Below are 24,936 nucleotides of genomic sequence, written 5' to 3'. Positions count from 1 at the left end.
CATGTTCATCCTGCGCTTCCTCTGGGCGGTCCTGACTTCGCGTTTCCTGTGGACGCTGATCGGCCTGGCGCTGCTGTCGCTGATCATCTGGGTATTCGGCCCGATCGTACGGGTCGGCGACTATGTGCCGATGGCGTCGGAGACGGTGCGCATCGTCATCATCGCTCTTCTGGTGATCTTCTGGCTGATCTGGCTGATTGTCGCGCAGCGCCGCGCGATCCGCGCCAATCGCATGTTCGTCGCCGAGATTTCCGCCCCGGTCGAGGAAAAGCGGCTCAGCCCGGGCGAGGAAAACGTCGCCGCGGTCGGCGCCAAGTTCCAGGACGTCATGGTCGAGTTGAAGCGCCGCAAGCTCGGCGGCCGCAAGTTCCTGCGCGAGATGCCGTGGTATGTGATCGTCGGCCCCCCGGCGACCGGCAAGACGACGGCCTTGCGCCAATCCGGCCTCAACTTTCCGATCGACCTGACCGACGATCTGCAGGGCATCGGCGGTACCCGTAACTGCGACTGGTTCTTCTCCGAAAACGCAGTGATGATCGACACCGCTGGCCGCTATGTCCAGCAGGAAAGCCAGCCCGATGTCGACGCCGTGGAATGGCTGGGCTTCCTCGATCTGTTGAAGAAGCATCGTGGCCGTCGTGCGCTCAACGGCGTCATCGTTGCGCTTGGGATCGACGCGCTGTCCGAGGGCGACGAAGCCGTCAAGGCGCATGGCCGCAAGATCCGCAGGCGCCTGGCCGAGCTCGAGGAGCGGCTGGAAATCCGCTTGCCGGTCTATCTCATGCTGACCAAGGCCGACCTGATCAGAGGCTTCGAGGCCTTCTTCAGCGGCCTGTCGACGGCGGCGCGCGAACAGGTATGGGGGACGACCTTCCCGCTCGATGCACGCGTCGACGCCAAGACGATCGCGGGCGAAATCACGACGCTGTCGAGGGGGCTGGAAAAGCGGTTGGTGCCGCGGCTGGAAGACGAGGACAAGCTGGCCGAACGGGCCGAGATCTTCCGCTTTCCCGCACAGCTGCAAAGCCTGTCCGAGCCGATCCAGGTGCTGGTCGAGGCGATGTTCGGCGAGAGCCGCTACGAGGAGGCGGCCTGGCTGCGCGGCCTCTATCTGACCTCGGCGACCCAGGAAGGCGCGCCGATCGACCGGCTGACCGCGGCGCTCGCCTCCTCCTTCGGCCTGCCGGCACGACGCACGATGCCGGCGCAGCGCTTCGAGAAGCGCAGCTTCTTCCTCAAGAACCTTTTGACCGAGGTGATCTTCAAGGAGGCCGGGCTCGGCACCTTCGATCCGCCGGCGCAGCGCCGCCGCAGCTGGATCTGGCGCGGTGCCGCCGCTGCCTGCGCGGCTGCGGCCATACTCGCCGGCGGCCTGTTCACCTGGTCCTACTACGACAACCGCAACGCCATCGCCGCGCAAGCCGGCCAGTTCGAAGCACTGCAGGCGCCGCTGACGTCGACCGCCGCGACGCCCGCCTCGGTGCTGCAGCCGGCTATGGACGTTGCCCTGACCGCCATGGACGAAGTCGTCAATGCCAGGACTGCGCCTCCGAACAAGGCACAGGACCTGCTCGGACCATCGGCTTCGGCCGAGATGATGCGGGCGCAGACCGACACCTATGACCACGCTCTGCGCAACGTGCTGGAGCCGCGGATGGTGGCGCTGCTCGAAGCGACCATGTGGCGGCAGATCCGCGATCCGGACTTCATGCTGGGGGCGCTCAAGACCTACCGCATGATGACCGGCCTGTCTCAGATGGACTCCGACTTCGTCGAGAATTGGTGGGTGAACGACCTGCCCGAATTCGCGCCGGCCGCGCCCTTCCCGACAGCCGATGCGGAAGAACACCAGCTGGCAGCGATCCGCCGCATGGCGGTCGACGACAGCTACATCGCGCCCGACCAGGCGCTGGTCGCCGAAGCGCTGAAAACGGTCTGCACGATCTCGCTGCCGGCGCGGGCCTACAAGCAATTGCTGGCCGATCCGGCGGTGGCCGGATTGAAGGAATGGATCCCCGCCAATTTCGCCGGGCCGAACGGCGCCAAGGTGTTTTCGCGACGCTCCGACAAGACGCTGCGCGTCGGCATATCAGGCGCCTTCACCTATGACGGCTTCCACGATGCGATCCTCGACCGGGTCGAGGATGTCGCCGCCCAGGCGGCACTCGACCGCGCCGTGTTTGCCGGCGGCTGCTCGGAAAATTCCGAGACCTCGGTGTCGGCGCTGTCGGAAGATATCCTGAAACTCTACTATGACGATTACATCGCGCAGTGGGACAGTTTTTTGCGCGACATGCGGCTGGCGCCGCTCAGCGACCTCAACATTGCCAGCGAGAATCTGAAAGACCTTTCCAGCGCCGATTCCGCGCTGAAGCGGCTGCTGACGGCGGTGGTCCAGGAGGTCGACCTCACCCGCTCGGACGAGGCGCCGACCGACGACAAGGCGGCGGCGAAGGGCGGCTCGAAACTGCTGGGCAAACTCGGCAAACTGGGCAAGATCGTCAAGACTGGCGCCAAGCTGCTGCCGCGCGCAGGATCGGCCAGCGAAGTCGACCTGACCGGCACGCTGGTGGCCGAACACTTCAAGCCGCTCAAGAGCACGATTGCCGAGGTCGACGGCCAGCCGCCGGCGCTCGATGCCGCGGTCGTTGCGCTGACGGCGCTGTCCAATGTGCTGCAAACGGTGACCGCCAATCCCGACCCGCAGGACGCGATCAAGAAACAGGGCGGGCTGGCCGAACTGACCGGCGCCGTCGCCCGCCAGGCACAGATCCTGCCCGACCCGGTCAACACCTGGCTGAGCGGCATTGCCGGCGACACCAGCGGGTTGACGCAGAAGGCCGTGGCCTCCGAGCTCAACGCCATCTGGCGCGCCGATATCCTGCCCTTCTGCCAGGCCGCGCTCAACGACCGCTATCCGTTCAGCCCAGACAGCGCCGTCGACGTCAATGTGCGCGACTTCGCCCGCCTGTTCGGACCGGCAGGGATGATCGACGGCTTCATCAACGACCATCTGATCAGCTATGTGGACACCTCGGCGCAGCCTTGGAAATGGCGTGCCGATTTCGGCCTCGACCCATCGGCGCTCGCCGCCTTCGAGCAGGCGCGGCGCATCCGCGACGATCTCTTTCCCGGCGGTCAGGGCCCGGTGATGGCGTTCACGCTGGAGCCGACCGACCTGTCGCCCAACGTCACCCGCGTGACGCTCAACCTCGACGGCCAGAACCTGGTCTATTTCAACAATGCGACGCGACCTCAGCCGATGACGTGGCCCGGCAAGGACGGCACCGGCGTCATCTCGCTCGCCTTCCAGCCGATCGACGGCTCGCCCGAAATCATGCTCAACGAGACCGGCAGCTGGGCGTGGCTGAGGATGCTGCGCGGCGGCCGCTTCACCGGGACGTCGCTGTCCGATGTCTACAGCCTGCGGCTGGGGACGAAAGGCATGTACGCCGATTTCAAGCTCAAGGCGGCGAGTGTCGAAAATCCCTACAACCTCCAGATGTTCAAGAAATTCTCATGTCCGCCGCAGATCTGAACATCGGCTTCTTCGGCAAGATTCCGGCCACCGGAGATTTCGTTGCCGTAAACCTGCCGCGGACCTTCATCGACCGCTGGGACCGCTGGATGTCGATGGAGTTGCGCGAGAGGCCAGACGAGGGGGAATTGGATTCGCGTGTTTGGCGCTTCATCGTCAAGAGCGGCATTTTCGGCGACCGGCCCTGTGCCGGCGCATGGCGCATGAGCGAGGACCGCGTGGGACGCCGCTATCCGTTCGCGATCATCGGGATTGGGGCTACACCGGCACCTGACGATGCATGGTTCGACGGCGTTGCGTCAATCGTTGATGAAGCGGTCGAATTGCAGAGGACGCAGTCCTGGATAGCCGAAGGCTTGGCCAACCTTGCCGCGCCCAGCAACAGCCATGGCGATCCGAACCGGATTGGCTTCTGGCTCGACGACTGGTCGGTGCATGAGTTCGCGTTCTCGGATATTCACGACCTGGCGGCCAACGCCCTGCCGAAAATGCGCGCCCCGCGCCTTGAGACGGAATAGCTCTGATGGGCAGCACAGTCTTTGCTGAAGGCATGGGCTTCTTCCACAAAGGAAGCGGCGGCAAGGGCGTGGCGCCGGGAGATGTGTGCTTGAGCCCGCCTTCCCCGCCGGCAGGCCCGGTTCCGGTTCCATACGTCAACATGCTGTCTTCCAGCGATCTCACCAAAGGCAGTAAGAGCGTCAAGATCGAAGGCAATCCGACCGCGCTCGAAAGCTCGTCGGAGGTTGCGACCAGCACCGGCAACGAGCCGGCCACCCAAGGCCTCGGCGCGGGGGTCATAACGCACAAGATCAAGGGCAAGGGAGTGTTCAAGCTCTGGTCGTTCGTCGTCAAGGTGGAGGGTAAGGGTGTCTGCCGCCATGGCGACACCATGGAGCAGAACACGGCAAGTCCACTCCCGAACACCATCGATACCGCCGCCTTGGTCAACTTCCGCAATGCTCTTCTGGTGAAAGAGAAGAAGAAATGCACGACCGATTATTGCTACGACGATCATTACACCCAGCCAACAGGCCCGCAGAAAGCCAAGGTTCAGAACCGGCCATGCTGGGAATGCAAACGTAACCTTGACAGGTTGAAGAAACGCACGACCGGCAAGAACAAGACCGCGATCAAGCGACTGGAGGCCAAGGTCAACCGGCAAATTTCGGGGAAGGAAGCCCCGCTGATCGCCGATCACCAGCCGACGCAGAAGGCAGCGTGGTACGCGGGTGGATGCAATATAGAGATCGTCCCACAAGGCTTCAAGGATGCGATGAAAGCGCTTTACGTCAGGCCGCATTGCTCCAGCCACAGCAACAGCCAGCCGGGCCGGCAGTCGAAGGTGGACAACAAGGCGATTAGGAAGTTCATGAACGCTCGGGGGATCTAGGCGATGAGTGCAACGGGTTTTGCCGATCTCGACGCTGACTATACGGCGATAATCGATGCGTGGACCGCAGAGCTCCACGCCGTCATGCCGGCGATCGAGGAATGGTGGGGCGCACTGCAGCAGCGCCTGAACGCCTCCGGTGAGAACATAGCCAATCTGCATTGGCCCGCCGGGCTGGTGGCCCATCCACGGATTCTGGCGATCTACCGCAAGCACTACTTCAAGGTTCACGGCCTGAACCTTGAACGGTACGCCCGACAGACCGATGATGACGACGAGGACGATGAATCGAACTGGGGTGAGGATGGCGACGAAGCGGACGCCAGCGGTCCCGTGCCGCCCAATCTGCTGCTGGTCGAAATGATGTCCGAATACGACACGGAACTATTCAAGTACTTCAAGTACTTCGTCTATGTCCCGATCGGCGAGGATCCATCTCTCGAAATGTGCTGAAGCTAGAAGAAGATGGCAATGCGGATTGATCATAGTGTCGAACTCGGCCTGAACCGGCTTCTCAACGCACCCCAGGACGTTGTCGGTCCCGATCATGGAATCCGCCTTTCGCGCCGCGAGGCCTCTGCTGCCTATAGGTCCCTGTTCAAGGCCTACCTCGCTGACTTGCAGGAGACGTTCGAGGTGGCTTCCGAGATCTGGGAAGCTGGCCTCGACGAACTGGTCGATGGCGGCCTGACCGTCAATCAAGCGATCACGGCCCAGCTGGATGATGCAGCGGCCGGCCCGGCGAATCATCCGGCGGTGGTGTGGCTCGTGCGGGAATACTGGCTGCGATGCGTTGCGGTGGGGGAAACGCTGCCCGCGGCCGACCGCCTCGCGCCTGAGGTGTTCCTGCTGCAATGGGTCGTCGATGAAGGCAACAAGGAATATGTAGAACTGCTGACGGCCATGCCCTATTGGCCGATCGGGCTTGATGAAAACGGCCGGTGGTGCTGAACGATGGCCTTCGATGTCTGGCTGGAAAACAGGACACCCTTCGCCGCCGCGACGCACGTCCAATTGAATGCTGACGGCCAAGAAACTCTGATTGTCATGCTATCGGCAAGTTTCACGGCGACGGATGAAGGAAAGGAATTCCAGCCAGCGGCCGAACAGGTGCCGGTGATCTTTGGCGATGAGCCTTTTGGCGATCCGGCCCTTTCATCGACCCGCTACGAAGCGGACATCGCGCCCGTCAAGCCTGGCGCCGAGGTGATCGTGAATGGCGTCGCGCACGCGCCGGATGGAAGGCCGGTACGCGAGATGCAGGTTGGCCTGCGTGTCGGTAACTCGATCCGCAAGGTATTGCAGGTCGTCGGGGACCGGATCTACGACTCCGGCGGCTACAGCGCACCGGCGCCTTTCCGGACCATGCCGATCGTCTATGAACGCACCTATGGCGGCACTTTGGAAGACTTGCGCACGGACCAGCGCAACCCAGTCGGCGTGGGGTACCATAACGCCCGGTCTGCAGATCCTGCGGTCAGAACCGAGGCGCCCAACGTCATGTATCCGGGCGAAGCGCAAGCCCGACCTGGGGAATCCCTGAGGCCGGCGGGATTCGGGACGATTGGCCGGGGCTGGCAACCGCGCCTGGCTTTCGCCGGAACCTACGACAAGGCTTGGCTCGAATCCCAATGGCCGCTCGCTCCCAAAGACTTCGACACGCGGCATTATATGTGCGCCCCAGCCGATCAGCAGATGGCCGGCATCGGCAACGGCGAGGATATCACGGTGATCGGCATGACGGCTTCGGGCAGATGGGATTTCCGCCTGCCGCGCATCACGGCCCCGCTTCGGCTCATTTATGACGATCGTGTAGAAGAAAACGCGTTCAAGCCTGACACCGTGCTCATCGAGCCTGACTTGAAGCGCGTGACCCTTAAGGCTCGTTTGGCAGTGGTAATCCGGCGCAACGTGCCGGCGCTGCGGGAAATCGCCTTCGGCCACATTTCTCCTGTTTGGATCAATGCGCGCCGCAAGCGAAAACTCTATCTCAATCTTCTCGGCGGCGACGGGGCCCTGCGCGATCGCTCGGCGTGGCAGCCGTGAAGCGGCCGCTCTACATCTCGGTTGGTGGCGCCGTCACGCCTGCTGGATTGAACGCGCGCCAGACCATCTCAGCCATTCGCGCCAACCTGTCAGCATTTCAGGAGGTGCCTCTTTCAGAGCCGTTTCCCACCACACAGATCGTGGCACGCATTCCAGCCAAGGCGGGCCTGCGACGCAATGACGGGGTATGGCTCGCCAGCATGGGCGCCCGCGCTCTCAAGGAGGCGATGCTCGACAACAAGGCAACGCCGGACCAGACCGCTGTTCTGCTCGCGCTGCCGGAGAGTTTCCGCGACCATCCGGCGTATGAAGAGGTCGAGCGGGGGCGCCTTTTGAATGCCATTTTCGAGCGATGCGGCCTGCGCTTCAATGCCGGCTCGCGCGTATTTGACGGCGGTGCCGCAGCCAGCGCCGGACTGCTCGACTATGCCGGCGACATGCTAGAATCCGGGACCGTCGCGCAGGTGCTGCTGGGTGGTGTGGACAGCCTCGTCAACGGGACCGACATTGCGCGCTTGATGCGAGCCAATCGTCTGAAATCCGAAAACAATGCTCAAGGGGCAGTCCCTGGCGAGGGCGCTGTCTTCGTGCGCCTGACGCGAGCGCCGGGGAGCGGGCCGGCTGCAATGATTTGCGGGGCGGGCCTGGCTCAAGAGATCGACAGCGTTCTTTCCGAACGCCAGAGTCAAGGCCGTGCGATGGTGGCTTCGCTGCTTGCTGCCTTCAACGGGTCCGGACCCAAGGAACCCGATATCGAGTTCCTTGTCAGCAATGGAAACGGGGAACGGTACAGCGGGCTCGAACAACTGGTCGGTCGCTCGCGCTTCTACCGCACGCACCGCGAGATATTCCCGACAGCCTACCCTGCGATGACGGTCGGCGACATTGGAGCCGCTAGTGCGGCACTTGTTCTGATGCTGGCGGCCGACAGTTTTATAAGCGGTTACGCGCCGGGCCGCGTCGCAGCCTGCGAGCTTGCATCCGAGGGTGGCAACCGGTCGGCGATCGCGCTTACCGACCTCCGCCAACGCTGAACGGAGGGACAAGCCTTCCCTCGGCGAAAGCGATCACATCCACGCCGGGAACTTGCGTGTCCTGCGCCAGTCTGCCAGCGGCGCCTCGGGCGTGGCGATCGCCGCGCGCAACGCATCCACCCTGAGCCTGCGCATCGAACGGAACAGACGATGGTTGCGCCCGCCGCGCCCTTCGTCCCACCATGCTTCGACGCGATCGGCGGCCGGCAGCGAGCTGTCGTCGAGTTGGGCAAAGCCCTCGCCAAGAACAGCTGGATCGGCAACGAAAAGGTCGGTGTCGCCGAAGTCCACCTCGAACAGATCGCGAAGTGCTGCACCCGCTGCGGATGCCAGTTCCGGCTCGCGCATCTTCTCGATCAGCCACGGCACCACCGCTTGGTCGCCGAGCAGCCCGATCGATGCCGTGGCCGCGATGCGCAAGACAGGCTGTCCGAGACGTGATTGCAGCCAGGCCTTGCCGGCCTTCGGCGGCGTCGTCAGCAGGCGCAACTCGATCGCCGCCTGCGCATGGTCCGTCTCCGTCAGCACGATCTTGTCGATCACCGAGTGCGCGGACCGAGCCTCGCCAAGCAGGCAAGCAGCGAAGGCGGCCGCAAGACGTTCTTTCGTTGTCTCGCCGTCAAGCCCAGCCAGGACTTCCGGAAGCAGGTCGCGCCGCCTGAGCACGCCGGCGAGCCGGACGGCGCGCCAACGCACGTTCGCATTGGAATGGCTGGCCAGATCATGCAGGCGCTGTCCCGGATCGACGCGATGATGCCAGAGCGCAGATAGCCCAAGACAGCGCAGCCGCGCGTCGCGCGTGTCCAGCCACTGCGCCACGAACGGGCGCAGGTTTTCGCCCGGCGTGCGCGCGATCGCGGCAGACAGGCTCGATATGCCGGCTTCACCCAGGCTTGCGCCCGCGTCGATTGCAGAGGTCACCAATTTGGCATCGCTCCAACGCATTGCCAGAGTGCCAAGCACGAAAATCTCGCCCGGTTCGGCGTAGTCGGCGAAGCGCGCCTGGGCTGCCTCCCAGCCGGCCTTGCCAGCTGCCATGAGCCCTTCGAGATTGGCTTCGAGACGCTGGTCGATGCGGCCGATATCGGTCTCGTCGAGGATTGGACCGTCGATCTCCAGACGACGTCGAAGCCACAGGAACGCCGCGTCCTCGGCGTGTTGGTCCACGATCGCCGCAATGGTCGCGATGCTGTGCATCGGCAATGCCTCAGTTAAGATGCACGGCCCCGCCGCGGATGCGGTTGGTGCCACTGGCCTGGCTGGTCAACTGGGTGCCACGAATGGTCACGCGTCCATTCTTCTCCAGAATGATCGATGCCAGGCCGCAGCGCAGTTCAATGCGCTCATCGCCGTTGATGACGACACGTTCGCCGTCGCGGACGACTTCGAGGCTCCTGCCGCGGGGCGCAGGATCGACGATGCGCCCGACCACCAGCGGCCGCGCCGGGTCGCCGCCCTCGAAGAGCAAAGCCAGTTCGGATCCGACGGCCGAAACGTCCAGCTCCGTCAGGCTGCGCGCCGCTATCGCGGTCTCGCGCGGATTGCCGACGAAGACAACCAGCGGCGCCCCGCCTTGGAAGCCGATCAGCAGGCCGATCACGACGCCGTCGATACGCTCCAGCACTTCCATGATGATGCCCTCAATTGTTGTTGATCGTGCTGCCCTTGACGATCACCTCGCCGTCGGCCTTGACGGTGATCTTGCCGCTGCCCTTGAGGGTAATATCCTTCCCATCAGCGACAATGGTGCCATCCTTTTTCATCGTGATCGAGGCCGAACCGCATTTGAGCGTGATCGAGTCGGCCGCCTCGATCATCAGATTCTTGCCGACCTTGATCACACTGTCTTCGGCTATCTGGATTCCGCTGCCTTTGCCGACCTTGAGCGCGTGCCCGCCGCCGACATCGGTTGCGTCGTCCGCAGCGATTTTTGCCGACCTGCCCTTGCCGATCTGCGACGACTGTGCCCCGCCGATGGTGAAACTCTGATCGGCGCCAACATTGACGCTTTGCGCCGCCGCGATGTTCCAGCTATCAGCCGCGCCGATATCGTGGCTCTGCGCAGCACCTACGGTGACCGACCGCGTCGCACCGATCGTGTTCGCCTGCGGACCGCCCACGGTCCGGGTCTCGGATGCACCAACGCTATCGACGCGTGCTGCGCCAACGGTCACCGTCTGAACGATCGCCACGGTCTGCGTGTGATTGGCGCCGATCGTCTCGGTGGAGTTCGAACCGATGCCGATCGTCTCGTCGATGCCCACCGTCAGCGAGCGGTTCTTGCCGACCGTCTCGGTGTCGTTCGACCCGATATTCGTCGTCTGGTCGACGCCGACCTTGACCGTCTTGTTGTTGCCGACGTCCTCGTCGAGGTTGTGGCCGACGGAGTGCTTGGCGTCGTGGTCGATGCGGTCGGACTGGTCGTGCTGCACCGTCTTGTTGCGGTCGTGCTTGATCAGAAGGTGGTGGTCCTTCTGCGCCTGGAAATTGACCAGCTCCGAGCCGGCCTTGTCTTCGAACATCAGTTCGTTGTAGCCGCCACCGCCCTTCGACGAGTTGGACTTCCAGCCCGACTGCGTGGCGTTGCCAGGCAGCCCGTAAGGCGGCATCTGCGAGGCGTTGTAGACCCTGCCGGTTATGATCGGCAGGTCCGGATTGCCTTCGATGAAATCGACGATCACTTCCTGGCCGATGCGCGGGATCTGGATGAAGCCCCAGCCGCTGCCGGCCCAGGTCTGCGACACGCGTACGAAGCAGGAGCTCTTCTGGTCCTTCTTGCCCAGACGATCCCAGTGGAACTGCACCTTCACCCTGGCATATTTGTCGGTGAAGATCTCCTCGCCGGACGGACCGACCACGGTCGCCGTCTGCGGCCCGCGCATGATCGGCCTTGGCGTGATGCGCGGCGGCCGATAAGCAACTGAGGTCGGCGCCACACCGAGCACCACCTTGAAATTCTCGCCATCGGTGTCGACGCCGGCGCGATAGCCCGGATCGAACAGCCGGTACTCGGCGCTGATCACCAGATACTCCTTGTTCTGGTCGTCGCGCGGAAAGCCGTCGAGCTTGAAGGTGCAGCCGGAGAACAGGCCGCGCACGGTGCCGACAGCGGCAATGCGCATATGCGGCGCCTGGATTTCTTCGCGCCTGATTGCCGCCAGGCTGTCGCCGCGCCCGACTTCCAGATGCGCGCCGGGATGGCGATAGTTCTCGCCCGCGGCCTGCTTGTGGCCGAAGGGCTGCGCCGACTTCGCCATCAAATCGGCGGCGGGTTTTTCGAAGTCATAATCGGTGTGGGCATAGGCGCCGGGGCGCACCGCGCTGCCTGGAATCCAGTCGGTGATGTACTCGACGTCGCGGCGCGAGCCCTGCCCTTCGAACTGATAGAGCACCGTCTCATAGCCCGGCGCTGGCTTCAGCTTGCTCATGGCGTCGGCCAGGATCAGTGTGTGCTCGCCCTCGGCATGCTCGAAGAAGTACATTATGCCTTCGTGCTCGAGCAGCCGCTGCACGAAATCGAGGTCGCTCTCGTCATATTGCACGCAATATTCGCGCGGCGGATAGGAGCCTTGCAAGCGCTTTTCGAACTTGGCGATGCCGCCATATTTAGAGAAAATCTCCTCCACGATCTCGACGGCGGTCTTGTCCTGGAAAATGCGGCAGTCGGTGGTATTGCCGAGGAACCACAGCCACGGCCTGACGACCGCCTCATAGTGAGCCAGCCGATCTTCGATGCGGGTAAGGCGAAACTCGGCGATGAGGCCGCTGAACCAGCGCTTGGGGTCGGCCTCGCCTTCGATCGAAACGGCGCCGCCCAGCATCTTCAGCGGGTCGATATCGGCATTGGTCGAAACAAATCCAACGGTGTATGCAAGGCAGCGGCTGATCTCGTCGCGGCCGACGAGATGCGTGAAAGTCAACAGTTCGGCGCCGACCGGCGTCTGCACAAGCGCGGCGCGTTGTTCACTCGGCATGGGTCGTGCCCCTCCTGAGCGCTAGTGTGGCAGGTTCGAAGCCCTTCTTGTGTTAACGACCTCACGTTCAGGGATATTTCGCAACTTGCCACCCAAGCCATGTTGAGCCTACCACATGTTCTATGGCAGACCAAAGAGGACAGGCGGCAGGCCGTTGCTGTTTGCGCCGCTTTCGCCAGTGTGAAACGCCGCTCTCCCGCTGTGCCCGCAAGCTGCTAGACTGTGGCACATCGGATCAATGGAAACGGCAGCGGTCGACGGTCCATAGCGCATGTTCATCAGTCTGCAGATCAGCAATGTCGATGTCCTGCCTGCCGGGCTGCCGCCCGGCTACGCATCGCGCGACCGCGGCTTCGAGATAGGGCGGGAGAACTGTGCCTGGACCTTGCCCGATCCGGACAAGTTCATCTCCGGCCGGCATTGCGAAATCCGCTACGAAAGCGGCGCTTTTTTTCTCCACGACGTCTCGCGCAACGGCACATTCGTCAACGGGTCGAGCCAGCGCCTGACCGACCCGCACCGGTTGGCGCAAGGTGACCGGCTCCGGATCGGCCGCTATATCGTCTCGGTATCGATCGATGACGGGAACCCAGCCTTCGGTGGCCATGGTTCGACGCAACGGCAGATGCCCGTTGGATCCTTTCCAGACCATGCCGCATCGCCACGGTCACCGACCGCGCCGCCCGCTTCGCTCTCCAGCCGGCCGCAGCAAGCCGACGAGATCCTGCGCGCGATTGCCGCCGGCGCCGGCATTCCGCCAGAGGTGCTTTTGCTGCGCCAGCCGCAGGAGGTGGCCGGCGAGATCGGCGCGGTGCTGCGCATCGTCGTCGACGAACTGGTGCTGCTGTTGAAGGCGCGCGCCGCTGCAAAAGTCCTGGCCAAGACCAGCGACCGCACCATGATCAATTCCGCCGACAACAATCCGCTAAAGTTCGTGCCCGGGACAGACGAAATCCTCGACATCATGTTCGCGCGGCGCAGGGCCGGCTATCTCGATGCCCGGCACAGCATCGAAGACGCTTTCCACGACCTCAAAACGCATGAATTCGCCACCTTCGCCGCCATGCAGGCAGCGCTGTCGCGGTTGCTTGACGATCTGTCGCCCGAGGCGATTGCGAAAAAACTGCCGCCATCCTCCTTTGCCTCGAAGAAGACGCGCGCCTGGGACGCACTGGTCGCGACCTGGCGGGCCAAGGAGGAAGCGCACGAGAACGGCATGCTGGACATATTCCTCAGCTATTTCAGCGAAGCCTATGCCAAGGCCGCCAAACAGAAGACCGGCAAGGGCTGAGCTCCGCGCACTTCTGAAGACACCGTGAAGGCCGACCCAGGCGCCCGCCGCGACCAAAATTGCGCCGGGTTTCCATCGCAACCTTCTGAGACTACGATCACATACGACGATTGAGCACGCGGGTACGGTTGGTCGACCTCGGGGTTCTGCGGCACATGTCATGTCACGGCGAGATAGCGTCCTGCGGTCCGCGTTCGCGCGGACATGGCGCTGTGCGTCGCGGCGCGCGGGCGTAGAGGCAGGGATCGGCGATGAGCTCGAAGGATGATCCTTTCGATCCGACCGGCAAAACCGTCATCCGCCCCAGCCGCCCCAATCCCGGCCGCAAGCAAAAGACGGTTCTCGCCCGCGATGCGCCGGCCCCCGGCAGTACGGTGATCGCCCCTGCCAGCGTCCCGGAACCCACGGTTTTCGATCCCAACGCCGGCCGCCAGCCGCCGTCCGACGTCACGGGGACGGTGATCTATCAGGGAACGCCCTTCGCCAACGCGCCGGCCGATCCGCCCGTTCACGGCTCAGCCGGGACGGCGGGGAAAACGCCATGGGATGCGCTGCTCGGCGCCAGCGATGCCGTCGATTATGGCGCGGCCAACCCGATCGTCGCTGCCGCGGCGCCCTTGCTGATGCTGCTTGGGCATCTGCGGCTGATGGCTGTCGAAAGACCGGCCGAGAAGCTGGCGCAGCATGTCGCCGGCCTGATCGAGGATTTCGACCGCAAGATCGCCAGGACCGATACCTCGGAAGAGGATGCGCGAATCGCCAGCTATGTGCTTTGCGAAACCGCCGACGATATCGTCGCCAATCTGCCCGGTTCCAGCCGGGATGCTTGGGCGCAGCAGGCCATGCTGCAGCGCTTCTTCCAGGTCAAACCCACCGGCGCCGGTTTTTTCCAGGCGCTGAACACGGTGCTGGCGACGCCGGAACCTCATCGCAATCTCATCGAGCTGATGCATGTCTGCCTGTCGCTTGGCTTCGAAGGCCAGTATCGCGGCCAGCCGCGCGAGAGCCTCGAACGGGTCCGCCGCGACGTCTACGAGACATCAGCCTATTTCCGCATCCTCGGTGACGACGACATCTCGCCGCGCTGGCAAGGCTTGTCGGTCACATCGGCGCAAGGCTCCAGGCGGGTTCCGCTCTGGGCCATAGCCGCTGCAACCGCAGCGGGCTTGACCGCAGCCTTTTTCACGCTGCGGGTCCTCATCACCAATGATGGCGAGGCTATTGCCGGCGAGTTGCTGGCGCTCAATCCGGCGACGCCGGTCACCATCGAGCGCACCGGTTTCGTGCCGCTGACCGAGGAGGTGAAGGTCGTCGCAGCGCCAACGACGATTGCGCAGGTCGATCGCATCCGCACTGCCTTGGCCAAGGAGATCGAAGGCCGCGGCGTCAGCGTCGGCACTAAGGGTGATTTCATCATCGTGGAAATCAGCAACGCCCTGCTGTTCCAGTCGGGACGAGCCGAGGTCAAGCCGGAGTTCGAGCCGGTGGCCGCCAGCATCGCGGCGGCTCTCGACGCGGAGCGCGGGCCGATCCGGATCGTCGGCCACACCGACAACGTCAAACCGAAGAAGACCAGCGCCTTCAAATCGAATTTCGACCTCTCCGTCGCACGTGCCCAGTCGGTGGAAAAGATGATCGCAGCGCATTTCAGCGATCCGTCGCGGACAAAGGTCGAGGGCAAGGGCGAGGACGAGCCCATCGCCGACAATGCAACGCCGGAGGGCCGCGCCAAAAACCGCCGTGTCGATGTAATGATCCCGCGGGAGGAGATGCTGTGACCGGCTGGCTGCTGCGCATCTTCAGCGCGCTCGCGCTCGCCGGCTTTGCCGCCGCGGTCTGGTACGCCGGCCCGTTAATCCGCTTTGCCGGCGCCCGGCCGTTGGATCCCATCTGGCTGCGGGCAGCGATCATCGGCATCGTCGTCGGAACGGTGGCGATCATCTATGCAATCCGGTTCTGGCGCAGGCGCAAGGCGCAGAAGGCGCTGGAGGCCGCCATGGCCAGCGCCGAGGATGACGGCAGCGATGCAAAGGTGCTGGAAGCTCGCATGAACGAAGCAGTCGCGACGCTCAGGCAGTCGAGCGGCAAGCGCAACTTCCTCTACGACGTCCCCTGGTACATCGTCATCGGCCCGCCGGGCGCCGGCAAGACCACCGCGCTGGTCAATTCCGGCCTGAACTTTCCGCTTGCCGGGTCGGGCCAGGCGCAGCCGGTGGCGGGTGTCGGCGGTACGCGCAATTGCGACTGGTGGTTCACCGACGAGGCGGTGCTGATCGACACGGCCGGGCGCTACACGACGCAGGATTCCCATGCACGGACCGACAGCAAAAGCTGGCTGGCGTTCCTGTCGCTGCTCAAGCGGCACCGGACGCGTCAGCCGATCAATGGCGTCATCCTGGCGATCAGCCTTGCCGATCTGATGGCGGACGGAGAGCAGGCGGCCCGTGTCGCCGAGATCCGCAGCCGCCTGCAGGAAATCCACGAGGTCCTGAAGGTCCGCTTTCCCGTCTACGTGCTGTTCACCAAGGCCGACCTGGTCTCCGGATTCATGGAATATTTCGGCGGTTTCGACGAAGCACGCCGGCGCAAGGTGTGGGGCGCGACCTTCCAGACCGCCGAGCGCGGCCTGAACATGGTCGCAGAAGCGCCAGCCGAATTCGACGCGCTGGTGAAGCGCCTGACCGAAGAGATGAGCGAGCGGCTGCAGGCGGAGACCGATCCGGTCGCGCGCATCGCCATTTTCGGCTTCGCCGCGCAGCTCGGTGCGCTGAAAGGCCGGATCGTGAATTTCCTCGAGGGCGTTTTCGAGCCGACGCGCAAGCAGCTGAACGCCCCCCTGCGCGGCCTGTATTTTTCTTCCGGCACGCAGGAAGGCACGCCGATCGACCAGTTGCTGGGCAGCATAGGCCGCAGTTTCGGCAGGAATGCCCAGGCGCATCTTTCCGGCACCGGCAAAAGCTTCTTCCTGCACGATCTGTTGAGCCGCGTCATTTTCGCCGAGTCCGGCTGGGTGTCCTATGACAGGGCGGCCGACAGGCGCGTTGCGATCGCCCGCTACGCCGGCCTGACAGCGATCGCGGCCATAGCGATCGCCGCGCTTGGCGTTCTCGGCCTGAGCTTTACGACCAACAAATCGCTGGTCGCCGCGACCGGCCAGGCGGCAGGCCAATACCGCGCGACAGCCGCGCCGCTGCTGGCCAGCACGACGGTGTTGGATGCCGACCTCGAAACCGTCATCGGCGCGCTCGATGCGCTGCGCGGCCTGCCGGACGGCTACGATACGAGAGACCAGCCCACCCCGGCCACGGCGACGTTCGGCCTCAGCCAGCGTGAACGTATCCTTTCGGCCTCCGAGACCGCCTACCGGCAGGGGCTGGAGCGGATGTTCCGCTCGCGCCTGCTGTTCCAGCTCGAACGCACGATCGAGGCCAGGATGGCCGATCCGATGGCGCTGTACGAGCCGTTGAAGATTTACCTGATGCTGGGCGGCAAGGCGCCGAAAGTGGATGACGAGCTGGTCGTCACCTGGCTGAAGCGGGACTGGGAACAGAACCGCTATCCCGGCGCCCACAATCGCGACGGCCGGGCGCAACTGGAGAAGCATTTGCGCGCCATGCTGGCGCTCGACGATGACCAGGATCCCTCGTTCGAACTCAACCGCGGGCTGGTCGAATCCGCCCAGCGCTCGCTCGGCCGCATGAGCCTTGCCGATCGCGCCACCGCGCTCATCCAGTCGGCCACCTATGCGGCGGCGCTGGACGATTTTTCGGTGTCATCGCAAGCCGGCGCGGAGGCGCCGATGCTGTTCGAGCGCAATGACGGAAACGATCTCGCCGGCCTTCGCGTCCCCGGTCTCTACACCCATGCCGGCTTCGACTTCTATCTGGCGCAACTTGCCAGGAGCGCGCAGGCGCTGGTCGACGATCAATGGGTGATCGGCTCGAGCGGCGAGCAAGGCGGTTTCGACCAGGAATTGCTCAAGCTCGGCCCGGAGCTGCTCGATCGCTATGGCAAGGGCTTTGCGGCGGCGTGGAACGAGGTGCTCGACAGGTTGAAGTTCAAGGCAATGGCCGCCGACAAACCGCAATATCTGGCGCTGTCCGCAGCGGGATCACCGAGTTCGCCGCTGATGCAGCTGTTCGAGGCGATCGCGCGCGAAACAGCTTTGACGCAAGAGCGCAATCCGGCTGCGCCGTCTCAAGTCAGCGACCAGGAAATCGCCGCGCGCGCCAAGGGCCTCGCCCGCATCGGCATCGAGCTTGCGGCGCGCAAATCGCAGAGCCGGGCCGGGACCGCCTTTGTCAGCACCCAGAACCAGGATCCCGGCGCCAACATCGAAGCCCAGTTCCGGTCTTTCCAGGCTTTGGTGGCCGGGGCGCCGGGGCAGCGGCCGCTCGACGCCCTCACCCAGAATTTCCGCGAAATCTATCAGAGCATGCGGCTGGCCGCCGATGTCCCCGCCCAGACGGACCAGGCCAACGCCAATCTGCAGCTGCAGATCTCGACGTTGCGCGCCAATGCTTCGCGGCTGCCGAAGGCGCTGGCCAGGATGGTGAGCGCGGCGGCGGACGGTTTCGAGGGCACCGTCGCCGAAACATCGACCACGCATCTCAACGAAATGCTGGAGGAGACCGTCGGCCGTCCGTGCGAAGAGGTGATTGCCGGGCGCTTTCCATTTGCCCCCGCCGGCACCGACGATGTCGCCATGGCGGATTTTGCGAGATTGTTTTCTCCGGGCGGGGTTCTTGACCGGTTCTTCGCGCAGAACCTGGCGTCGCTGGTCGACATGAGCGGCCAGGACTGGGACTGGAAACAGGACACCAGGTTCGGCCGCAATCTGGCGAAATCGACGCTGAAGAACTTTCAGCTCGCGGCACAAATCCGCGCGGCTTTCTTTCCGCTCGGCGGGCCGGTGCCGTCGATCAACATCACCTTCACGCCGCTGTCGCTGCATGGCGATGCCGACATGGCGCTGCTCAATATCGACGGCCAGGTGCTGCAGGCCACCCAGGCCGGCAACACGCCGGGCCTGATTCCGTGGCCGGGCAAGACCGGTTCGGCCAGTCTCAGCCTGACGCCGGAGCTGCCCGGCCGCGAGTCCGCAATCAAGTTCGACGGTCCCTGGGCGTTGAAACGATTGCTGGACAAGGGGCAGGTCACCGCCAATGGCGATAGTCTCGAAGCGCATTTCGTCATCGGCGGACGGGATGTCGCCTACACGATCAAGACCGGGGAGAACGGCAACCCATTCACGCTGCCGGCGCTTTCCGCGTTCAGCTGTCCGAAGGCTTTCTGATGGGGAATTGCATGGCAGGACCAGCGATTGCAGGACGCAGAGACAGCGGCGGCACCACACGGTCCGTCATCAGCGGCTTAGATTTCGATACTCTAATGAATGGGGCTGTGGCAGACTGGCCAGGCACGTCAGTCAAGGCGTTGCGGAGCGTAGGCAAGTGAACGATGCCGCCTTTGAGAGCTACGGCGTGAGCCACAAGGGCTGCGTGCGCGACCACAATGAGGACAGCTTTCTGGTCGAGCCGCGGATCGGCCTCTGGGTGGTGGCCGACGGCATGGGCGGGCACGAGGCCGGAGAAGTCGCTTCGGCAAGCATTGTCGAGCATCTGGCGACGATCGGCATCGCCAGTTCGGCGCCGGATCTGCGCGCGCGCTTCGAGGACCGGTTGAACCGGGCGCATGCCGAGATCCGCCGGATTTCGCGTTCACGCGGCGTGACCATCGGCTCCACCGTTGCCGCACTGCTGGCCATGGACGGCAGGTTCGCCTGCCTGTGGTCGGGCGACAGCCGCGTCTATCTCGTGCGCAACGCCGCGATCTCGCAGATTTCGCGCGACCACACCGAGGTCCAGGAACTGCTCGACAGCGGCGCGATCAGCGCGGCCGAAGCGGAGAACTGGCCGCGCCGCAACGTCATCACCCGCGCCATCGGCGTCAACGACGAAATCGCCATCGACTTCCAGCAGGGAGAGACCCTTGCCGGCGACATTTTCATCCTCAGCACGGACGGCCTGACGGCGCATGTCAGTGACGCGGAGATTGCGGCTGCAGTGCTCTCGGCAGCGCCGCAGGCTGCCTGCGAAAAGCTGCTTTCCATGGTGCTTGAGCGCGGCGGCACGGACAACGTCACCATCGTTCTGGTCAAGATCAGAGACAAAGGCAATGGCCTGTCCCGAGCAGAAGGCCGCGACCGATGAGCTCCGACGACAAGACCCGGCTATTGCCCAACATGGCGGATACCAGCGTCGGCACGCAGCTCAGCGGCATCTACGAGCTCGACGAACGCATCGCGTCGGGCGGCATGGGCGAAGTCTATCGCGGCCACAACATCCAGACCGGCGATCATGTCGCGATCAAGATCGTGCTGCCGGAATTCGCCCGCGATCAGACGATCCTGTCGCTGTTTCGCAAGGAAGCCTCGATCCTCAACCATCTGTCGCATGACGCGGTCGTGCGCTACCACGTCTTCACCATAGATCCCGGCATCGGGCGGCCCTATCTGGCGATGGAATTCGTCGACGGCCAGTCGCTGTACGACGTCATGCGCGGCGGGGCGATGGCGACTCCGGATGTGCGCAAACTGTGCCACCGGCTAGCCTCGGGCCTGAGCGCCGTGCACCAGGCCGGCGCCATCCACCGCGATCTGTCGCCCGACAACATCATCCTGCCGGGCGGCCGGGTCGAGCGGGCAAAGATCATCGATTTCGGCATTGCGCGATCGGCCGCGGTCGGTGGCGAGACGCTGATCGGCGGCAAGTTTGCCGGAAAATACAATTACGTCTCCCCCGAGCAACTCGGGCTCTATGGCGGCGAGGTCAGCGAACAGTCCGACATCTACAGCCTGGGGCTGGTGCTGGCGGCGGCGCTGCGCGGCAAGCCGATCGATATGGGCGGCTCGCAATACGAGATCGTCGAAAAACGGCGGACCGTCCCTGATCTCTCCGGCATCGATGCCGATTTCAGGGACATTGTCGAAGCGATGCTGCAGCCTGACCCGGATGATCGACCGGCCAGCATGGCCGAAATCGCCCGGTTGACGCGCGACGACAGCGACGCGACCTTGCCGCCGGCATCGCTCGCGCCCCGGCCCGGTCTGCCGCGAACCGGGCAGACCGCAGGGCCTGTCTCGAAGGTCGGGGACTCGCCGGCCCAAGGCTTCGGTTCGGCCCCGCCAAGCGGCACGGCGGAGCCGTCTTTCGTGCCGCACGTGCGCCCGGCGCACCTGTCGCACCCGAAACCGGCTGCTGAAACTCCCAAGCGAGCAAGCACACCACCGAAGCGTGCTACTCCAGGCAGAAATCTGACGATCGCGGTGCTGTCGGCGGTGGCCGTGGTATCGCTTGGATGGCTCTATGCATCGGGTATCGTGGGATTCGGAGACCGGCCTCGCGTCACCGACACCGGCAAGCCGCTCCAACCCGAACTGACAAAGCCGATCGTCGCTGACAAGCCCGTTTCGGACACTGCGCCGGTCGAGAAGACGGTGCCAAAGCCGCAACCAGCGGAGACTCCGGCTGAAGATCAGGCCAAAGCGCCGGTCGAGCCGCAGCCGACGCCGCCAGTCGCGTCGAGCGCCACGGCCCCGCTGCCGGCCGCACCAACCGACAAGACCGTCGCGCTGCAACCGCCATCCGGCCCGTCACAGTCCGATGCCGCGAAGAACCCCGAGCCTGTCAGTCCGCCGGTAGAGCCCAAGGCGACAGCGCCAGCCACGCAAACACCTGAACCGACGGCCGAGGCCCCCAAACCCACAGCACCGACGCCGGAACCCACCGCTCAAGCGCCCGAGCCCAAGGCGCAGGCGCCTGAACCGACCGCGCAGGCGCCCAAGCCGGACACGCAGGCGCCTGAACCGACCGCGGAGCCTAAGCCGAGCCAGCCCGATATCGCCAGCGGTGAGCAGGCCGACAAGCCGGCAGAGCCCGACATTGCCATGAACGTGCCCAAGCCGGAGGTGCCGCCACCGGCCGATGCGGCCGCGGAGCGGGTCACCTGGGTACGCGCCTTCAATGGTGGTGATTGTTTTTTTGCGACGGTGACGTCGGCCGCCGACAAGGGTGTCGCGATCGAGGGCTTCGGCACGTCGGTGCCACCCTTCGAACAGTTGCTTGGGGAATTCCAGGCGAAGTTCCATGTCGAGCCGGATATCAGCGTCCGCCTTATCCAGCCCCCGCAATGCGGGATCACCGGCTTCCTGCGTTTCATGGGCGCGAGCACGGCCGACAGGCCGCAGCTTGTCCTCGACCAGACATCGGTGCCGGACGGCTCGCCGATCGACGGCACGCTGATGACGCATGGCGGGCTGGTGTCGAGCGTGTTCCTGATCGACCACAGGGGCATCGCGTTCAACCTCGACGATCATGTTGTCGTACAAGCCGACAAGGCGACCTTCTCGATCCCGATCGGGCTCGGCGCCGCCGACAAGGCGGCAGGCAAGGCGTTGCCGCAGATCATCATGGTGATCACCGGGCCGCAGGACATAAAGGCGGCGGACTTCACAACGCCGACGCCGGCCTCGGTGCTGTTGCCCAGGATCCTCGACGAGATCGGCGCCAGGAGTTCGGCATTTTCGGCGACCGCCAAATACTTCCGCCTCGGCGGCTAGCACCGACGCCGATGCAACGCCGTCGCCGAGATCCCGTCCTGCTTGCCCGGAACGTGCGCGTGAAGCTCGCCGCGAGCGCGGTCGCGACGCTGTTGCTGGCGCTTCTTTCCACCGGGCATGCGCGCGCCGAATTCACCGTCTGCAACCAGACGCTCGACGTCGTCAATCTTGCCGTCGGTCAGAAGGTCGACGATGCCGACCAGACCGATGGCTGGTGGACCATCGGCGCCAATCAATGCGTCAACGTCATTCGCGAGGAGCTGACCAACCGCTACATCTACATCTACGCGACGGATGTCTTCGGCCACGCCATTCTGGCAGGCTCCACCGACATGTGCATCGAGCGGCGGCGGTTCTCGATCCGCGGCATCGATGAATGCTGGCAGCGCGGCCATATCGCGGCGAAGTTTCTCGAAGTCGACACGCAGGAACAGGTGCGCTGGACCTTCTTCCTGACCGGAAGCGCACCGTGACGCACAGCATCGACACCAGCTTCAAGGCAAAGAAGCAGGCGCGCGCCGCGCTACGCAGGCGCAGGATCTGGCTCGGGCTGGCGGCTGGCCTGGCGACAATCGTCCTCGCCGCGATTGCCACCGGCTTCTATCTTACCGCCGACTACTGGTCGTTCCGCGACGAGGACGAGGAACTGCATGCCGTCGAAGACTCGGACGACGTGCCGGCCGACGCATCGGTCTACGTGCCGGCCATCATCGACCTTGCCGGCGACCCGATGTGGATCACACTGGCGCCGGAGGCGGGCGCCGCCAAGAGCCGCGGGATGGCGCGCCCGACGGAGCTCGACCAGGCCGGCATCTCCCCTCAGATCATGGTTCTCTCCGACGTGATGCTGAGCGCCAGCGAAAAATTCATGACGACGATCCCCTCGACGCAGGAGGATTTCGCCTTCTTCCAGGCGCAGCGGAAGACCGCGGTCGCGCCACCCGCCGAACCCAACGATCCGCAGAATGACCTGCAGAACGATCTTCAACCATCGCCCGGCGCGGACGGGGCTCCGGCGGCCTCCGGCCCAGCTCCTGACCCGCAGGCTGCTCCGGGTGCATCGGCGGCGGCCGATGACCCCGAGGCCGGCTGGGGCGAGACCATCGATGAGGGCGAAGCAGCACTCCCCGCCTTTCAGAAGACAGCGGTCGAAAACAACACCAGCGTTGCCAACGTCAGCTCGGAATATCAGCGCTTCGAGGCGACCGAGGACATTTTCGTGAAAATCCTCAACGACCGCAGCCTGGACAGCGTGGCGCTCGATGCGCATTTTTCCGCCGACGACGCAAAGCTTGCCGGCGAGGCGCTGAAGGCGCTGTTCGACAAGGACGGCCTGCAGCCTGGTTATGTCGTGGCGATGCGCGGCTTTAGGCCGACGCGCGAGACCACGACGATGTCGCTGATGCAGGTCTCGATCTACGCCAGGAACGTCTTTGTCGGCACGCTGACACGCAACGCGGCCGGTGCCTTCGTGTCGGGCGTCGACCCGTGGGTGCGCGAGGACCTGTTCAATTATTCGGGCGCCGAGACCGAAGGCACGCAGAAACGGCAATACCGCCTGCTCGACGCGATCTATTCGACGGCGGCCCGCAACAATGTGCCGAGCGGCATCATTGGCGAAGCCATCATGTATCTGTCGCGGGGACAGGATCTGGATGCTTTCGCCAGCGAGGACCAGCGTCTTGTGCTGATCTATTCGCAGACGCCGCGCGGCAAGAACGAGACCGACGGACGGGTGCTCTATGTCGGTATCCAAGGCACGCAAAAGAGCTTGGATTGTTTCGTTTTCCAGCAGAGCGACGGCCAGTTTTCCTGCGTCTCGGGCGATGACCAGGTGCGCTCGCTGACGGTGGCCAACGGCATGGTGACGCCGGTCAACGGTGTCATGACGTCGACCTTCGGGCCGCGCAAGCATCCGATCCTGGGCGTTGTTCGCATCCATAAGGGCGTCGACTGGGCAGCACCCGTGGGGACGCCGATCGCCGCAGCCTTCGACGGCGAGATCATCTTCCAGGGCGACGGCGGCGGCTACGGCAATGTGGTCAAAATCGCCCATGGCGGCGGCCGCGAGACGCGCTACGCGCATATGTCGAAATTCGCCATTGCCAGCGGTGTCGGCACCAAGGTGAAGGCCGGCGACATCATCGGCTATATCGGCACCACCGGCCTGTCGACCGGGCCACATTTGCATTTCGAACTCTATCAGAGCGGTCAGGCGATCGATCCGCTCGGAACAGTGACCGCTGCAATCGCCGTCACTTCCAGCGATCCCGCCGTCGAAACGCTGACCGACCGTATCGTCCACGTCGAATCGGGCGGTAGCGCGCGGGCCAAGAACCCGCTGTCTTCGGCAACAGGCGCCGGCCAGTTCATATCCAAGACCTGGATCCGGATGATGAACACCTATCGTCCCGAACTGGCGCGCTCGCTGTCGACCGCAGACCTGCTCGCTTTGCGCTACGACGCCACCATCTCGCGTGAGATGGTGCGCAATCTGGCGCGCGAGGGCGAAGCCTATCTCAAGGCGCGCGGCCATCAGATTACCGCCGGCCGGCTCTATCTCTGCCATTTCCTCGGCATGGAAGGCGCACATCAGGTGCTGGCGTCGCCGGGATCGGCGCAGTTGAGCGCCGTGCTCGGCTCGTCCGTTATCCAGGCCAACCCGTTTCTTGCCGGCAAGACCGCCAGCTACGTCGTCGACTGGGCGGAACGGAAGATGGGCCGCAAATTGCCGACGCCCGCCACCACCGATGCGGGCCAGCAGACGACGACGGAAGTCCGCCAGACATCGCCGGAGTTCGAAAAATACAAGCAGGCGATAACGGCACTGGTCGGCTCGATCCAAAATACTCTTGAGCCGGGCTAGAGCTGGCAGTTCGCCCCGGCTTTCGCCAAGCCGATTGGTTCTGAGGCCGGCGAATGGTATGTTTGCGGATATTTGGGAAGGTTTTTGGGTCCTTGTGAACCAAAACTGTGGCTGGGATCACATACGCCCAACAGCCATTTTGGCAGAAGCGATACAGTCGCTGGTGAAATTTAGCAT

Annotated in this window: 17 protein-coding genes; 14 read left to right on the top strand and 3 right to left on the bottom strand. The window is 64.1% G+C overall.

From position 1 onward, the window contains the following. The first annotated feature begins 1 nt into the window (after position 1). The 7 genes from tssM (ACYG97_RS00530) to ACYG97_RS00500 are packed head-to-tail and all read left to right on the top strand — an operon-like array spanning position 2 to position 8,008. Complete coding sequence (gene tssM, locus ACYG97_RS00530; protein ID WP_023732194.1) at positions 2 to 3,538, top strand: type VI secretion system membrane subunit TssM; 3,537 nt, start codon at positions 2 to 4, stop codon at positions 3,536 to 3,538. After that, positions 3,520 to 4,056, top strand: a complete 537-nt coding sequence (gene tagF, locus ACYG97_RS00525) for a type VI secretion system-associated protein TagF (protein ID WP_023732195.1) — start codon at positions 3,520 to 3,522, stop codon at positions 4,054 to 4,056. Before tssM (ACYG97_RS00530) ends, tagF begins: the two co-directional genes overlap by 19 nt. A gap of 5 nt (positions 4,057 to 4,061) precedes the next feature. Then, positions 4,062 to 4,928: a DUF4150 domain-containing protein gene (locus ACYG97_RS00520; protein WP_023682619.1), complete on the top strand. Its 867-nt coding sequence runs from the start codon at positions 4,062 to 4,064 to the stop codon at positions 4,926 to 4,928. A gap of 3 nt (positions 4,929 to 4,931) precedes the next feature. Beyond that, positions 4,932 to 5,381, top strand: a complete 450-nt coding sequence (locus ACYG97_RS00515) for a hypothetical protein (protein ID WP_023682620.1) — start codon at positions 4,932 to 4,934, stop codon at positions 5,379 to 5,381. A gap of 18 nt (positions 5,382 to 5,399) precedes the next feature. Then, the gene (locus tag ACYG97_RS00510; RefSeq protein ID WP_023682621.1) at positions 5,400 to 5,879 is read left to right on the top strand and encodes a hypothetical protein; all 480 of its coding nucleotides are present in this window, start codon (positions 5,400 to 5,402) and stop codon (positions 5,877 to 5,879) included. Positions 5,880 to 5,882: 3 nt separating this feature from the next. After that, complete coding sequence (locus tag ACYG97_RS00505) at positions 5,883 to 6,974, top strand: DUF2169 family type VI secretion system accessory protein (protein ID WP_023682622.1); 1,092 nt, start codon at positions 5,883 to 5,885, stop codon at positions 6,972 to 6,974. Next, positions 6,962 to 8,008 carry a hypothetical protein gene (locus ACYG97_RS00500; RefSeq protein WP_023732196.1) on the top strand — a complete coding sequence of 349 codons (1,047 nt, stop codon included), beginning with the start codon at positions 6,962 to 6,964 and terminating at the stop codon, positions 8,006 to 8,008. The genes ACYG97_RS00505 and ACYG97_RS00500 overlap by 13 nt, the downstream gene beginning before the upstream one ends. 33 nt (positions 8,009 to 8,041) lie before the next feature. Here the strand turns inward: ACYG97_RS00500 and ACYG97_RS00495 are convergent, their stop codons facing one another. From ACYG97_RS00495 to ACYG97_RS00485, 3 genes are read right to left on the bottom strand one after another with little or no spacing between them, the layout of a single operon-like run. After that, positions 8,042 to 9,205, bottom strand: coding sequence for a hypothetical protein (locus ACYG97_RS00495; RefSeq protein WP_023732197.1), 1,164 nt, complete (start codon positions 9,203 to 9,205; stop codon positions 8,042 to 8,044). A 10-nt stretch (positions 9,206 to 9,215) separates the two neighbouring features. Further along, positions 9,216 to 9,641, bottom strand: a complete 426-nt coding sequence (locus tag ACYG97_RS00490) for a DUF6484 domain-containing protein (RefSeq protein ID WP_023682625.1) — start codon at positions 9,639 to 9,641, stop codon at positions 9,216 to 9,218. Between the two features lie 7 nt (positions 9,642 to 9,648). Further along, complete coding sequence (locus ACYG97_RS00485) at positions 9,649 to 11,982, bottom strand: type VI secretion system Vgr family protein (RefSeq protein ID WP_023732198.1); 2,334 nt, start codon at positions 11,980 to 11,982, stop codon at positions 9,649 to 9,651. Between the two features lie 271 nt (positions 11,983 to 12,253). Between ACYG97_RS00485 and tagH the strand changes: the two genes are divergently transcribed. The 7 genes from tagH to ACYG97_RS00450 all read left to right on the top strand — a co-directional run bounded on the left by tagH (position 12,254) and on the right by ACYG97_RS00450 (position 24,759). After that, a complete protein-coding gene (gene tagH, locus ACYG97_RS00480; RefSeq protein WP_023732199.1) occupies positions 12,254 to 13,273 on the top strand; it encodes a type VI secretion system-associated FHA domain protein TagH in 1,020 nt (339 codons plus the stop codon). A gap of 251 nt (positions 13,274 to 13,524) precedes the next feature. Continuing rightward, positions 13,525 to 15,051 carry a type VI secretion system protein TssL, long form gene (gene tssL, locus ACYG97_RS00475; protein ID WP_023732200.1) on the top strand — a complete coding sequence of 509 codons (1,527 nt, stop codon included), beginning with the start codon at positions 13,525 to 13,527 and terminating at the stop codon, positions 15,049 to 15,051. After that, positions 15,048 to 18,569: a type VI secretion system membrane subunit TssM gene (gene tssM, locus ACYG97_RS00470; RefSeq protein ID WP_023732201.1), complete on the top strand. Its 3,522-nt coding sequence runs from the start codon at positions 15,048 to 15,050 to the stop codon at positions 18,567 to 18,569. Before tssL ends, tssM (ACYG97_RS00470) begins: the two co-directional genes overlap by 4 nt. Before the next feature lie 157 nt (positions 18,570 to 18,726). Beyond that, a complete protein-coding gene (locus ACYG97_RS00465) occupies positions 18,727 to 19,485 on the top strand; it encodes a PP2C family protein-serine/threonine phosphatase (RefSeq protein WP_023692196.1) in 759 nt (252 codons plus the stop codon). Next, positions 19,482 to 21,893, top strand: a complete 2,412-nt coding sequence (locus tag ACYG97_RS00460) for a serine/threonine-protein kinase (RefSeq protein WP_023732202.1) — start codon at positions 19,482 to 19,484, stop codon at positions 21,891 to 21,893. Before ACYG97_RS00465 ends, ACYG97_RS00460 begins: the two co-directional genes overlap by 4 nt. Before the next feature lie 11 nt (positions 21,894 to 21,904). After that, positions 21,905 to 22,366 carry a DUF1036 domain-containing protein gene (locus ACYG97_RS00455; RefSeq protein ID WP_050485828.1) on the top strand — a complete coding sequence of 154 codons (462 nt, stop codon included), beginning with the start codon at positions 21,905 to 21,907 and terminating at the stop codon, positions 22,364 to 22,366. Continuing rightward, entirely contained in the window at positions 22,363 to 24,759 is a 2,397-nt protein-coding gene (locus tag ACYG97_RS00450) for a M23 family metallopeptidase (RefSeq protein ID WP_023732203.1), read from the top strand. The genes ACYG97_RS00455 and ACYG97_RS00450 overlap by 4 nt, the downstream gene beginning before the upstream one ends. Positions 24,760 to 24,936 lie beyond the last annotated feature (177 nt).

It is taken from the genome of Mesorhizobium sp. W067 (genome assembly GCF_054719525.1).
This window is presented reverse-complemented; position numbering and strand designations above follow the sequence as displayed.